A 13,667-nucleotide genomic window follows, 5' to 3' on the forward strand; every position below is an offset into this window, starting at 1 on the left:
ATCGGCGGGCTATATGCGTATCCTGATCATCAATCCGGCCACGGAAAGCCCCGGTTATCATTCCGGGGAGGTGTTTGCCGCTGCCGGCTTGGCCGCCCGCACGCCGGTGGCGGACCTTGCCATCACCACGGTTGCCGCCTTCGTGCCGTCGGACTGGGAAATCCGGCTGGTGGATGAGATGATCCAGCCGTTGGATATTGAGGAGGCCGCCGGCTGGTGCGATATCGTAGCGATTACCGGCAAGGTGACGCAGCGCAACCGGATGATCGAACTGGCCGCCCTTTTCCGGGCGCGAGGGCGGACGGTGATGATCGGCGGCTCCTATGCGTCGCTCTCCACCGACGATATCCGCCCCCATGCCGATGTGCTGGTGACCGGGGAGATTGAGGATATTGCCGCCGGCCTGTTCGCAGATCTGGCTGCCGGCACGCCCCGCCCGCATTACCAGGGCGGCAAGCCCGACCTGCGCTCCTCCCCCGTGCCGCGCTGGGATTTGTATCACAATGACGGGGCCTTGATGGGGACGCTGCAAACCTCCCGCGGATGCCCGTTCCAGTGTGATTTCTGCGACGTGATCCAATATCTGGGCCGCAAGCAGCGGCACAAGGATGCCGCCCAGGTGCGGGCGGAACTGGACGGTCTGTACCGCCACGGCTATCGCAGCATCTTCCTGGCCGATGATAATTTCACCGTCTATCGCCAGCACGCCCACGCCATATTGGATGTGCTGCGTGAATGGCAGGTGGGGCGAGCGCCGCATGAACAATTGCGCTTCATGACCCAAGCATCGCTGGATCTGGCCCGCGACGCAACCCTGATGAAAGCCTGCGTCAGCGCCGGGCTGGATACGGTTTTCATCGGCATTGAAACCGTGAATGAGGAAAGTTTGCGCGGTGCCGGTAAACGTCAGAACCTCTATCAGGACACAAATATCGCCCTGCAAGCCATTGTGAATGCGGGTATTGCCATACAGGGTGGCATGGTGGTCGGCTTTGATGGTGACCGGCCGGATATTTTCGGCACGCTTTATGACTTCATGCAATCATCGCCGGTGCCACTGTTCAGCACCGGCGCCTTAGTGGCCCCACCCGGCACGCCGCTGCATGATCGGCTGAAGGCGGAGGGGCGCCTGGTGGGGGCCGATTGGCAGAGCGCCGGCAGCTTCACCACCAATATCCAGCCCCTGCATATGAGCCGACAGGCCCTGCTGGAAGGGGTGCGCGATCTGGTTCACCAAGCCTATGCCCCATTGGCATTTGAGAAAAGAATGATGAATTTTCTCATTGCATTCCAGGGTGGAGTTAAACAGGAACCGCAACGGATGCCAATTGCAGATGATGTGCGTACCCTGCTGAAATTCATCGCCCGTTTCGGCTTGGCGGAAAAGGCCATGGTGCTGCGCCTGCTTGCCATTGCCCAGGAATATCCGCCGGCACAGCCCCATCTGCTGGCCTATCTCGTCCGCTATGCCCAAATCCGCTACATGCTGGATCAGGTGGATCGGGGCGGTGTCACCACCAAGGCGGCGTAACCCTGGCACCGCAGGCATATAACTTTTAACATTATTAATGGTTGAAATTTCCAACAGTCTCGCACAACCTTGCATACCCGCTGGACGGGAGCAGGAATAAGGCGAGGAAGCGGTCATGAGCAGCCATTTATCCGCCCAGGATGACACGATTGTCAGCGCGGCGATTTATCCGCCGATTGGCATTGCTCGCGTCGGCAACAGCCCGACGGAATGGTATTATGGGCCGGAAATTCCTGAGCCGCCGCCCCACCCGCCGGGTTTTTACCGTGACAGCACCGGGGCGCTGAAGCGGGAAGCGGCGCGCTTCCGCGTCTATGGCCTGAACGCCCAGGGCGTTGCTGTCAAGGAATTGACCGGTGCCGATGGGGTGGAGATTGAATGGACCGTCCATCTGGCCAACCAGAAGGCCGCCTGGTACGAATTCCAGATCGCCCTGGACATTCCGGAGGCGGCGTTGGCCGCCCCCTCCTATCGCCGTAATGCCCAGGTGGAGGATCGTGCCTCCCTGGTGATTGATCCCGGCGCGCGCAGCATCAGCGGCACAAACCATGCGCCGGTGGCCTTTGACAGCGGTCATTTTGTTGGCAAGCCGGTTTATCTGGGTGAATTGCGTACCGATGGGGCGGGGCGTCTGGTGGTGCTGGGCGGTTATGGCAAATCCGCCTCCTATAATGGCGCCCCGGCCGTGACCTATGGCAATAATGATGGTTGGCATGATGATACGGCCGATGGGCCGGTCACGGCGACCGTGAAGCTGAATGGCCAGCCCCTGACCGTCGCACCGGCCTGGATTGTGACATGCCCGCCCAATTACGGGCCGCAGCAGAAATCCGTGCGCACCATGTGGGATCTGATGCGTCAGATCGCCATCACATCAGGCTTCCTGCCCAAGCTGAAGCAACCCTCCTTCACCGCTGACATCCTGCCGATCTTTGAACGGTTGAGCGACCTGCAATGGGTGAATGAAGGCTTCTACCGGGGCTTCGGCTGGGGCTCGCCCTTTGATTTCACCAGCGATGCCTGGAAGGTGAAACTCGCCGATCCGTCGGCGGAGAATGCGGAAAACCGCCGGCAGCTTTATAACCAGTTCCGGCAGAGCGACCGTGACAGCTGGTCCCCGGTGCCCTGGCCCTGGATCTATGGCGACGCGATGGGGGAATTGAAGGGCAAGACCCCGCGTCAGTTCACCGAACTGACGCCAACCCAGCTGACCTTCCTGCAACAATGGGCCGCCGGGAATTTCATTGCCGATTATGACCCGGACGCCCGTAAGCCGGCGGACCTGGAAGAATTGCCTGTCGCCGAACAGCCCGAAGCCCTGACCAGGGCCGCATTGGAATTCTGTCTGGCCGATGCCTTCCATCCGGGGTGCGAGATGACTTGGCCGGTCCGATCGCTCAACATGTATATGGGGGCCTTCCGCTTCCTCCATGCCCCGACCGGCAGTGCGGAGCCTGATTATGGCCCGGTGATGACCACGGAAATCTGCGAGACACCGCAGGGGCCGCTTTGGGGGCAGCGGCCCGGTTCCATCACCCGCTGGATGGCTGTGCCATGGCAGACCGATACGGCCAGCTGCCGGTCGGGCTATGACAAGACATATGATCCCTATCTGCCCACCTTCTGGCCGGCCCGCGTGCCCAATCAGGTGCTGACGCCCAGCGCCTATGCCAAGGTGATGGATGCCAGCCTGACGCCGGAAGAGCGCCTGTCCGCCTTTGCCAGCCGCCAGGATTGGGATGATACGCTGGGGGCCGGCACCTACATCGCCCAGATCAACGCCATGGCCAACAATATCGATCTGGTGGCGGTGGTCGATGTCATGCCAGGCCCGACAGATGGTATCGCCCTGCCGCCGGTCATGCAGGTGGCGGATCGGGAGGCGGCACCCAAGGCCGGGCTGCTGGGAGCGGCCCGGGCCGGGGCTGAAACCGAAGGCATTGATTGGTCCGACATTGACAAGGTGCGGGGCAGCCGTAACCGTCGGCGGGACTGAAACGTTTGGCCGATATCGATGTGCTGATCATCGGCGCCGGGCCGGCGGGTTGTGCCACAGCCTTGTCGCTGGCGGGCAAACGCTCGGTCCTGCTGCTGGATCGGCGGGAAGGGCCCCTGGTGCGGGTGGGCGAAGGCCTGCCCGCCGCTGCCGGTCGGATTTTGACCGATCTGGGGGTGATGGCGGGTTTTCAGACGCAGGGCCATGCGCCCTGCCACGGGCAATTATCCCGCTGGGGTGGGGATCGGCTGGTGGAACGCGATGCCCTGCGCGATCCCTATGGCCCTGGCTGGCATCTGGACCGCGCCCGTTTCGATGCGCTGTTGCGCGATGAAGCCACGTCGCGGGGGGCCCGACTGCTGGCTCCGGCGGAGCTGGCGGGCGTGGTGTCGGTGGATGGCGGTTGGCAGGTGCAGCTGACGGGGGCAGGGGCGGTGACGGCGCGCCTGCTGGTGGATGCCGGCGGCCGCACCGCCCCGCTTGCCCGCGCGCTGGGGCAGCGCCCCGTCGCAGAAGACGGGCTTGCCTGTGCCTGGACGCATCTGCCGGATAATGGCCGCCATCCCGGCATGACCTTGATTGAAGCGGAGGAACAGGGATGGTGGTACAGCGCCCCGCTGCCCGGTCGCCGCCGCATCCTGGCCTTTCACAGCGATGCCGATCTGGCGGCAGCGCGTGAGGTGCGCGACCGGGCCGGGCTGTTGGCGCGGGCTGCAAATATCGGATTGATGGCCCCGCTGCTGCCAGCGGCGGGGGTGCCGGATGATCTGGCCGGCGGCTTCACGGCCGCGCATAGTGCCAGTCTGGCACAGCCGGCGGGGCCGGGTTGGTTTGCCTGTGGGGATGCCGCGGGCTGTTTCGATCCGCTCTCATCCCAGGGGCTGTTCAACGCGCTTTATACCGGGCTGGTCACCGGTCAGGCCGCTGATCGCGCCCTTGCCGGTGACCCCGCCGGTGCCATGGCCCTGTATCTGGATCGGTTGGAAAGCATCCGATCCGCCTATCGCACCCACCTGTCCGCTTGGTACGGGTTGGAACGGCGTTGGCCGAACAGTCCGTTCTGGGCCCGACGGCACGCCAAAGCAGCGCCCCGTTAAAGCCCCAGCACGCCCGGCGAAATCCGCCCCTGCGGGTCCAACTGTGCCTTCAGGCTGCGCAGCAATGCAGCGGTTGGACCAGAGAGCCGATCCAGATAGGGATAGGCCTTGCCGATCTGGTAATGGATGGCGCCAAACTGACCATAAAGGGCGACCAGATCGTATTTCAGCTGGTGCACATAGGCCCGTGCTTCCAGGTTTTCCGGGTATTTGGGCAGCTTTTCCAGATAATCGGCCGGCACCACCTGCCGGTGATAATCGGTGATGACATCCGGCCAGTAGATGGCGATTTCATAGAGAAAACCGCTGGCATTGGGGACGGAGAACATGGTGCCAGTCCAGACGCCCAGCCGCTTCATCTCAGCCGACCGTTCCGCCAGGAAGGCGGCCAGCGCCTTGTCGAACGGCTTGGTGTTGGAATGTGGCAGCACACCATGCACCGGCACCCAGCGTTCCCCCGCCGGACCCAACGTGTTGTAGAAGGGGGCGAACGGCATGGAGCGGACCACCGCCGGCACCGTACCGGGAATTTCCCGGCCCAGCGGCCCCAGCAATTCGCGCATCCGGTTCAGGCGGCCCTTCACCTCCCCATCATCCACCCCTTCGACGATGTAATGCACCATATAGGGGGCGCTGCCCAGATCGCGCCGGGCGGAAAGGGCGGCCTTGCCCAACTGCACGATGCCCGACGCCAGCGACGGTGAACTGCGCAGGATGGACAGGGCCATGCCAAACTGCGCACCGGCCCGGTCCTGCCGGGCAATCTGCCCCTGCGACAGGGCACCATCCAGGGCGAAGCCGCTTTCATCCAGCCGGTCGAACGACACAAGGCGCATCGCCTCGTGCAGATGATCGAAATCGGGGAAGGCGAAGGAAATGGGGCGATGGGCGGCGCGCTGGCGCTGCAGGGCCAGCGTTACCCGCGCCTTGATGCCCAGCGCCCCGCAATCCCCCGTGAACAGGCCGGTCAAATCGGGCCCGTAATGGCGGGAGAACGGGCTGCTGCCGACAGCGGCGGAACCGGTGGACAGCAGATTGCCATCCGCCGTCACCACATCCACCGACAGCACCGATTCCGCCGAAATGCCATAGGCCCCGGAACCATGGCTGATAGAATTCTGCGACACCGACCCGCCGATGGTGGCCAGCAGGCCGGAGAAGGGGCCCCAGAACGGGGTGCGCAAACCGCGCGCATCCAGGGCTGCCTTCAATTCCGCCCAGGTGACACCGGCTTCCACCGTGACGAAGGCATCTTCTTCGTTGATGGTGATGATGCGGTTCAGGCGGCTCAGATCGACCAGCACCTGACCGGCATCCCGCGGCACATAACCATCGGTGTAGGAGGCACCGCCCCCGCGCACCGACAGGGCAATGCCGGCCTCAGCGGTGGCACGCACCACGGCCTGTAAGGCCTCCACATTTTGCGGACGCACCACGGCCAGCGGCATTTCCAGCCGGCGATAGACATCGGTGGCCAGCGGCGACATGGCATCGCCGGTGATCAGGCCGCCATCGCCGACGATGCCGGCCAGTTGTGCCAGCAGGGGAGTGGTGTCGAGCGGCATGTCAGGCAACCGCAATTTCGTCGATCACAGCGCTGTAGCCTTCCGCCGTTTCATGGGCAGCGGCTTCGGCGGCTTCCTTGCGCATCAGATAGAACAGGCGTTCCAGCATCTGCTGACGGCGGGCTTCACGTGCCTCCAGCGCCGGCTGGTCCAGTTGCAGCTTGGCAATGCCGCCGGCCAGATCCAGCCCGTTGACGGCGGCCACACGCTCGATGCTGTCAATATGGTCGGCCAGCACCGACACTTCGCTGGCCAGCACCATGATCATCGACATCATCTGGTCATTGGCGCTGTTGTCGTAAAATTGCGGGCGCTTGCCCTTGGAATTGCGGTTCATGGCTTTCATCCGAATGGGGGGCGGGGGCTTGGCGGGCAGGGGCGGCCTTGGTGCCGCCCCACGGCCGGATCAGGCCGGCTTCTGGGCGATCAGCACTTCCCAGCCGCCGCCGGGGGCAAATTCACCCGCCACGAAATCACGGTCAGCCACACCTTCTGCCGCTTCCTGGCTATAGCCGGCGGCCTGGGCGGCAAACTCCATCACCGCCATCGGGGCGGTATCAAAGCGCACGCTGTCCGGCGCGAAACCGACCTTGCGGGCCAGCCCCACCTGATCCACCTCACGCATCGCCCCCCAGAAGGGTTCGTTATTATAATAGGTCTCGTTATCCAGGATGAACTGGGTGAACGGGTCCATCAGGTCGAACGGCGGCAGATCGGCATGGATCATCACGCCGCCGGGGGCCAGCACGCGGAAACATTCTTCAAAAATGCGCGGCATGGCCTTGCCGGATGTCTCGTGCAGCAGGATATGGCTAACCACCAGATCGAAATGACCATCGGGGAAGCTGGTCTTCTCCGCATTCATCTGGGCGAAATTGACATCCAGGCCGAAGGCGCCGGCGCGGGCATGGGCATAGCGCACCTGCTGGGCGGCCACATCCACCCCCCAGACTTCTGCGTCCGGGAACAGTTCCTTATAGGGAAGGGTGGAATGGCCCACGGTGCAGCCCATGTCGAGAATGCGCTTGGGCGTGAAGCCGTTCAGGCGGCGCTTGATATAGTTGCAGACCGACCGGCCCATATCATCATTGTTCGGGCCGGTATAGCCCATGGAATAGAGATAGACGCCACGGTCATACAGAACGCCGCCATTGATCTCCGCCGGCTTTTCCTCGCCTGGATAGCCGCCGGGCATACAATGGATGTCCAAGGCGGCGACATATTTCGGCACCTCGAAATTGTCGGGGATCAGCAACTGACCCTTGTTCTTGGCTGAACATTCCTTGGCGGCGGCAGCCAGATCGCCTTCCTGGCGTTCGATGCTGTCAATTACCGAATCCCACAGCAATTCCTGGCTGATCCGGTTGACGGCGGCATAATGCTGGAAATAGACATCCCGCACCATCGCCTTGCGGATGCCATGGCGGTCGGGCGTCGGCGCCTTGCCGGTCTCCTGGCTGTAGCGGTCAACCGCGCGGGTCTTGTAGATGGGGCCCAGACCGGGCAGCAAGCCCCTCTGGATGAACTGCTTCAGGCTTTTGCTGAATTCCTGACGTGAGGCTTCATCGGCCGTGGCCTGCGGCAGCATCGCGTGCGGCGCCTGCTGGAACGTGTTCAGCATCTCCACCATCCCTGTATGTCGGTGATTTTCAGTGATGGTGTGGCCTAGCGCCGGTTCTGCGAAGCCCGCTGCCCCCATCTGTTCGCCTGATGGACAGTTTCCGCCCCGCCACCATCCGCATGGTGGATAGTGATGATGAAAGCGCTGCCCTGAAAGGGCTATGTCCCGTCAAATCCAGCCATCCTTATATCCGGGAGGCGACCCGACCATGACCTTGTTAGAAGCCACCAGCCCCAGCAGCGAGGCCGCCCGCGCCCTGCTGTCCGCCCCGGCGCGGCGCGCCATGCTGATTGGCGGGGAATGGGTGCAGGCCCTGTCGGGCTACACCATCCCCACCATCGATCCGGCCACCGGCCGGATTCTGGCGGAGATTCCTGATGCCGGTGCGGCCGATGTGGACCGGGCGGTTGCGGCCGCCCGCGCTGCCTTTCCCGGCTGGGCCGCCACGGTGCCGGCAGAACGGGCAGCCATTCTGAACCGGATTGCCGATCTGATGGAACGTCATATTGACGAGCTGTCGGAGCTGGAAACGCTGGACCAGGGCAAGGCGCTCTATGTTGGCCGCTGGGCGGAAATCCCCGGTGCCATCGGGCAGTTCCGCTTCTTCGCCGGTCAGGCCATGGCAATTGAAGGCCGCACCATCACCCCCTCGGTCACCTATCAGCCGCCCGGCAAGCAGGTTCATGCCTGGACAGTGCGGGAACCGGTGGGGGTCGTGGCGGCCATCGTGCCCTGGAATTCGCCTTTGGTGCTGACGGCGATGAAGCTGGCCCCGGCCCTGGCCGCCGGGTGCAGCATCGTGCTGAAACCGGCGGAGGATACGTCGCTGACCGCCCTGCGCCTGGGTGAGTTGATGCAGGAAGCCGGCCTGCCGCCGGGCGTGTTGAACATCGTTACCGGCCGGGGGGCTGAAACCGGTGCGGCGCTGGCCGGGCATGGCGGGGTGGACAAGGTGGCCTTCACCGGCTCCACCGCCACCGGCCGCGCCATCCTGGATGCCTCCAAGGGTAATCTGAAGCGGGTGACGCTGGAACTGGGCGGTAAGTCGCCAGTGATCGTCCTGCCGGATGCGGAGCTGGATCTGGCGATTCCCGGTGCGGCCAATGCCATTTTTTTCAATGGTGGACAGGTCTGCGTCGCCGGTTCGCGCACCTATGTCCATGCCGATATCTATGACAAGGTGCTGGAAGGGCTGGTGGCGGCGGCCAATGGCATCCAGTTGGGCCACGGCCTGAACCCGGCCACCCAGATGGGGCCGCTGGTTTCCCCCAAACAGGCGCAGCGGGTCGAGGGGCTGATCGTGGGTGCCGGCAAGGCCGGCGCCAGCGTGCTGACCGGGGGGGAACGGCTGGGCCCGGCCGGCACCTTCATCCGCCCCACCATCATTGCCAATGTCGATCCGGCGGCAGAGATTGTGAAGGAGGAGGTGTTCGGCCCGGTGCTGGTGGTGCAGCGCTTCACCGATCTGGATCAGGTGGTGGATGCGGCCAATGACAGTGTTTACGGGCTGGCGGCCAGCGTGTGGACGCAGAATTTCTCCCAGGCGCACCGGCTGTCGCGCCGGCTGAATGCCGGCACGGTCTGGATCAACACCCATTCCATGTTCGATGCCAGCCTGCCCATCGGCGGCGTGAAGCAGTCCGGCTATGGCCGGGACAGCGGGCTGGCAGCCCTGGATAATTACCTGGACTGGAAGACGGTCTGCGCCGTGCTGTAATACCACCCCGCCGAAAGGTTTACCTTTCGGCGGGGTGGAGGCCGGCGACCGCCGGCCCGCCGCTTGGTAGCGGCGTCAAGCCAAGCTGCCGGTGGCAGCGCCCGGCGATTGAGGGAACAAAAAATCTCCCTGGATCGGTCACGATCAAGGGAGATTGGTATAAAAATGAACAGGGCCGCGTCGCGTGACGCGGCCCTGGTTTCAAAAGATTGAAGCGTAAGCTTCAGAAACAGCATTGAACTCCAGCGTCAATGCTCGACGCGGCGTTCCAGCGTCCAGTCCCAACGGCGGGTGGGGGCAAGCGGCTGCTGGTGGTTGAGGTCGCGCGCTTCCTTCCATTCGGTGAAGGAGTCACCGATTTCGGCAGCCGCCGCTTTCAAGTCCGGTACGTATTTGGTCGCGAAAACGGACTCGGTCACGGCCTTGTCCATGAAGCGCATCCCGACGCAGCCCAGCAGGTTGGTGCCGCTATAGATCGGTACCGCAGCGGTGGACTCACCGCGATATTGCCGAACGCTGATGGCATAGCCGACCTTGCGGATATGGCTCAGCGTCTTTTCAATCAGGGCGCGTTCCCGACCAGCCCCTTCCATTTCCTCGCCGGAGCCCAGGGCGATGTCCAGCAGGGCGGCGCGCTGCGGCGCCGGGCTGAAGGCCAGATAGGAACGGCCGGTGGCGCTGTTCAGCAGCGGCAGCCGCACACCTGCATTATAGCGCTCCAGCGCCAGCGGGCTCTGCTTGTCCGTGGTGTAGCGGAGCAGCATCCTGTTGCCCTGATTGGTGCTGATGGAAACCGGCCAGACCAGCTTGCGGCCCAGCTGGGACAGCACCGGCTGCGCCACCTCCGTCACCCAGGCTTCATCATCATAGCCATCCGACAGGCAGCGCACCAGCACCGTCAGACGGTAATGATCATCAGAGGTGTCGCGCACGGCATAGCCGGCCGAACACAGCGTTTCCAACACCCGATAGGCTGTTGTCCGCGGCAGATCAATGGCGTTTGCCACGTCGGTGACGGTGACGCCATTGCGGCTGTTCAGCACCTGCAGCACATCAAGCACCCGAAGCATCGCGCGAACTGGTTTAACCTTGTCCATACCCGTTCTCCGTTGTCCTGTTATTGTTGCCTGTTTTGTTATGCCTGTTCTATTGGCATAATTTTAGATCATCTTTTTTCGCATAATCGCTATTCCCGTAAAAAAAGGGAAGCCTGAATCGTCACATTCTGTCCGTGGGGTGGACGAATTTTGTCCGGCCTCCGGTCAGGCGGTCACGGGGGCGACCACCGTGCGGACAGGGGGCTGTGTCCATCTATGCCCCACCAATGGCACCCCGTCTTAATTCCACGCGGGGACGGCAGCGGGCCGTCGGGACACGGACCTGAAGGTTTTCCAAACAAATGAATAAAGCGAGGATCACCATCGTCGGGGGCGGGATCGGCGGCATGACGGCCGCCATTGCGCTTCAACAGCAGGGGTTCACGGTGACGTTGGCGGAGGCGGCCCCTGCCTTCGGGGAGGTGGGGGCCGGTGTCACCCTGTCGCCCAACGCCATGAAGGGTTTCATCCATGTCGGCCTGTGCGAGCAGATTGCCGCAGCGGGCGTGGAACCGCGGCGCCAGCGTATCCAGCATTGGCAGGATGGGCGACTGCTACGCCCGATGGAACGCGCCGACATGCGGGCCAAGCACGGCGCGCCTTATGTCTATATCCATCGTGCCGATCTGCACGCGATTCTGGTGGATGCGGCGGCCCGCGCCGGCGTCACCCTGCTGACCGATGCCGCCGCCGTGGCGGTGGAGGGCAGCACGGTGGTGCTGCATGATGGAAGGCGGCTGGAAGCGGATTTGCTGGTCGGGGCCGATGGGTTGAAATCGGTGGTCCGCCGTGTGTTTGAACCGGCCGTGGCGCATTTTACCGGCCATGTCGCCTGGCGCGCCCTGGCACCGGTAGATGACAGCCTGGCGGATCTGGCGCAATGGCCGGGGATGCATATTGGCCCCGGCCGCATGGTGGTGCGCTATCCGGTGCGCCAGTCCAAGATATTGAACATGGTGTTTTTTGCCCGCCAGGAAGGCTGGGTCCAGGATGGCTGGACCATTGCGGCCAGCCGCGCCGATCTGGAAACCACCTTTGCTGGCTGGGCGCCGGAGGTGCAGGCAATGATCGCTGCCGTGCCGGAAGACAAGCTCTATAAATGGGCGATCAATGCCCGCAAGCCGCTGTCGAGCTGGATTGTCGATGACAAGGTCACCCTGCTGGGCGATGCCGCCCACGCCATGACGCCCTTCATGGGCCAGGGTGCCGCTTGTGCCATTGAAGATGCCATCGTGCTGACCCGCGCCCTGGTGGCGTCGGACAGCATTGCCGAGGGGCTGAAGCGCTATGTCGCGGCCCGTCATGAGCGGGCCACCTTCATCCAGCTGGAATCCAACGCCAATGCAGACCGGATGCAGTCGGCGGATACGGAACTGTTTGGTCTTTCTGCGCTGCGCAATGAAGACACCCTCGGTCTTCTGGATTATGACTGCCGCACCATACCTGTGTAACCGATTGGCTTCCAAGCCCTTCTTTTCATTCTATTTCTGGGGAAATCATGTCCGCCTCGCCACAGCCTTTTGATGGTCACGCCATTTCCCCGGCCACAGCCGCCTTCCTGGGTGAACCGCACCTGCTGTTCATTGGCGGGGAATGGCGCAAGGGTCGGGCGGGGGAGGCGATCACCAGTGTCGACCCCGCCACCGGTCTGCCCCTGGCAAGTGTGGAAAGCGGTGGCGTGGCGGAAATTGATGCCGCCGTGGCGGCGGCCAGCCGGGCCTTTGCCGGTGCCTGGGGGCGCAGCAGCGGGCCGGAACGGTCCCGGCTGCTGATGCGGCTGGCCCGGCTGCTGGAACGGGATGCCGATATCTTCACCGAACTGGAAATCCTGGATAACGGGATGCCGGGCTTCATCGCCCGGCTGACGGTGAATAATTGCGTGGAGATGTTTGAATATTACGCCGGTGGCGCCTTCCGCATCGAGGGCACCACCACCACGCCCCCCCCGCATGTCACCGCCACGGCAGAGGCGCTGACCTACACGATCCGGGAGGCCGTGGGTGTGGTCGGCCTGATCGTGCCCTGGAACGTACCGCTCTCCACCCTGGTGCTGAAGCTGGCACCAGCATTGGCAGCTGGCTGCACCGTCATTGTCAAACCGTCGGAAGAAACCCCCCTGTCGGCCGTGCTGCTGGGCCGGCTGATTGCGGAGGCTGGGTTCCCGGCCGGCGTGGTCAATATCGTCAATGGTCCGGGGGAAACGGCGGGGGCCCGCCTGTCCCAGCATCCGGATGTCGACAAGATCAGCTTCACCGGTTCCACCGAGGTGGGGCGCAAGATCGTGCAGGCGGCGGCGGGCAACCTGAAAAAGGTTTCCCTGGAACTGGGCGGCAAGTCGCCCGTGGTGGTGATGCCGGATGCCGATCTGGACATTGCCATTCCCGGTGTCGCCATGGCTACCTTCTTCCTGCAGGGCCAGAACTGCATGGCCGGCACCCGCATCTTCGCCCATGCCGCCATCCATGACCGGCTGGTGGAAGGGATGGCGGCCTTTGTCCGCTCCTTCAAGCTGGGCCATGGGCTGGACCCGTCGGTGCAGTTCGGCCCGCTGATCAGCGCCGGACAGGCGGCGCGCGTCTGCGGCTATATCGAAAGCGGCCTGCAGCAGGGGGCCACCCTGGTGACCGGCGGGGAGAAGTTGAACCGGCCGGGTCATTTCGTGCCCCCCACCATCCTGACCAATGTTTCCACCGACATGAAAGTGTTTCGGGAAGAGATTTTCGGGCCCGTCATGTGTGTCAACCGGCTGGAAACCGACGATATCGAAGAGATCGCGGCGCTGGCCAACGATACGGTCTATGGGCTGTCGGGCAGTGTCTGGACCCGCAGCCTGTCCACGGCCCACCGTCTGGTGTCGCGCATCCGCTCCGGCCAGGTCTCCATCAACTGCCATGGCGCCATTGCAACCAACATCCCCTTCGGCGGCTATCGCCAGTCCGGCTGGGGCCGTGAATTCGGCAAGGAAGGGCTGGACGCCTATCTGGAAACCAAGGCCGTGACGGCACGGCTCTGACCCCATCCACTAGACGGTCAATCGGGGGCG

Annotated in this window: 10 protein-coding genes; 6 read left to right on the top strand and 4 right to left on the bottom strand. The window is 63.5% G+C overall.

Translation table 11 applies throughout. The features are described 5' to 3' along the window. Positions 1-13 precede the first annotated feature (13 nt). From CHB97_RS06240 to CHB97_RS06250, 3 genes are all read left to right on the top strand, one after another. A complete protein-coding gene (locus tag CHB97_RS06240; protein ID WP_089287100.1) occupies positions 14-1,531 on the top strand; it encodes a radical SAM protein in 1,518 nt (505 codons plus the stop codon). Positions 1,532-1,646: 115 nt separating this feature from the next. Continuing rightward, positions 1,647-3,527 carry a LodA/GoxA family CTQ-dependent oxidase gene (locus tag CHB97_RS06245; protein ID WP_089287101.1) on the top strand — a complete coding sequence of 627 codons (1,881 nt, stop codon included), beginning with the start codon at positions 1,647-1,649 and terminating at the stop codon, positions 3,525-3,527. 5 nt (positions 3,528-3,532) lie between these two features. Then, complete coding sequence (locus CHB97_RS06250; protein ID WP_244559428.1) at positions 3,533-4,624, top strand: tryptophan 7-halogenase; 1,092 nt, start codon at positions 3,533-3,535, stop codon at positions 4,622-4,624. Here CHB97_RS06250 and CHB97_RS06255 read toward each other — a convergent pair. The 3 genes from CHB97_RS06255 to CHB97_RS06265 all read right to left on the bottom strand — a co-directional run bounded on the left by CHB97_RS06255 (position 4,621) and on the right by CHB97_RS06265 (position 7,810). Next, positions 4,621-6,189 (bottom strand): FAD-binding oxidoreductase, encoded by a 1,569-nt coding sequence (locus CHB97_RS06255; protein ID WP_089287103.1) that lies wholly within the window; start codon positions 6,187-6,189, stop codon positions 4,621-4,623. The genes CHB97_RS06250 and CHB97_RS06255 overlap by 4 nt on opposite strands. A gap of 1 nt (position 6,190) precedes the next feature. Then, the gene (locus CHB97_RS06260) at positions 6,191-6,526 is read right to left on the bottom strand and encodes a hypothetical protein (protein ID WP_200819841.1); all 336 of its coding nucleotides are present in this window, start codon (positions 6,524-6,526) and stop codon (positions 6,191-6,193) included. A 69-nt stretch (positions 6,527-6,595) separates the two neighbouring features. Continuing rightward, a complete protein-coding gene (locus CHB97_RS06265; protein WP_089287306.1) occupies positions 6,596-7,810 on the bottom strand; it encodes a class I SAM-dependent methyltransferase in 1,215 nt (404 codons plus the stop codon). 208 nt (positions 7,811-8,018) lie between these two features. Here CHB97_RS06265 and CHB97_RS06270 point away from each other — a divergent pair, with 208 nt between their 5' ends. After that, positions 8,019-9,527: an aldehyde dehydrogenase gene (locus CHB97_RS06270; protein WP_200819842.1), complete on the top strand. Its 1,509-nt coding sequence runs from the start codon at positions 8,019-8,021 to the stop codon at positions 9,525-9,527. A gap of 248 nt (positions 9,528-9,775) precedes the next feature. Here the strand turns inward: CHB97_RS06270 and CHB97_RS06275 are convergent, their stop codons facing one another. After that, on the bottom strand, positions 9,776-10,597 hold the full coding sequence (locus tag CHB97_RS06275; protein ID WP_160105609.1) for a helix-turn-helix domain-containing protein: 822 nt from the start codon (positions 10,595-10,597) through the stop codon (positions 9,776-9,778). Positions 10,598-10,926: 329 nt separating this feature from the next. Here CHB97_RS06275 and CHB97_RS06280 point away from each other — a divergent pair, with 329 nt between their 5' ends. Together CHB97_RS06280 and CHB97_RS06285 are read left to right on the top strand one after the other, a co-directional pair. After that, complete coding sequence (locus CHB97_RS06280) at positions 10,927-12,075, top strand: FAD-dependent monooxygenase (RefSeq protein ID WP_089287106.1); 1,149 nt, start codon at positions 10,927-10,929, stop codon at positions 12,073-12,075. Positions 12,076-12,122: 47 nt separating this feature from the next. Continuing rightward, complete coding sequence (locus tag CHB97_RS06285) at positions 12,123-13,637, top strand: aldehyde dehydrogenase (RefSeq protein ID WP_089287107.1); 1,515 nt, start codon at positions 12,123-12,125, stop codon at positions 13,635-13,637. The last annotated feature ends 30 nt before the right edge of the window (positions 13,638-13,667 follow it).

The organism is Azospirillum sp. RU38E, from assembly GCF_900188385.1.
GTDB lineage: Bacteria > Pseudomonadota > Alphaproteobacteria > Azospirillales > Azospirillaceae > Niveispirillum.

What these genes read in the sequence shown, in the direction of transcription:
- CHB97_RS06255 (WP_089287103.1), bottom strand. Translation starts at nt 6,189, where the DNA reads ATGCCGCTCGACACCACTCCCCTGCTGGCACAACTGGCCGGCATCGTC.
- CHB97_RS06245 (WP_089287101.1), top strand. Translation starts at nt 1,647, where the DNA reads ATGAGCAGCCATTTATCCGCCCAGGATGACACGATTGTCAGCGCGGCG.
- CHB97_RS06275 (WP_160105609.1), bottom strand. Translation starts at nt 10,597, where the DNA reads ATGCTTCGGGTGCTTGATGTGCTGCAGGTGCTGAACAGCCGCAATGGC.
- CHB97_RS06280 (WP_089287106.1), top strand. Translation starts at nt 10,927, where the DNA reads ATGAATAAAGCGAGGATCACCATCGTCGGGGGCGGGATCGGCGGCATG.
- CHB97_RS06285 (WP_089287107.1), top strand. Translation starts at nt 12,123, where the DNA reads ATGTCCGCCTCGCCACAGCCTTTTGATGGTCACGCCATTTCCCCGGCC.
- CHB97_RS06265 (WP_089287306.1), bottom strand. Translation starts at nt 7,810, where the DNA reads ATGCTGAACACGTTCCAGCAGGCGCCGCACGCGATGCTGCCGCAGGCC.
- CHB97_RS06270 (WP_200819842.1), top strand. Translation starts at nt 8,019, where the DNA reads ATGACCTTGTTAGAAGCCACCAGCCCCAGCAGCGAGGCCGCCCGCGCC.
- CHB97_RS06240 (WP_089287100.1), top strand. Translation starts at nt 14, where the DNA reads ATGCGTATCCTGATCATCAATCCGGCCACGGAAAGCCCCGGTTATCAT.
- CHB97_RS06260 (WP_200819841.1), bottom strand. Translation starts at nt 6,526, where the DNA reads ATGAACCGCAATTCCAAGGGCAAGCGCCCGCAATTTTACGACAACAGC.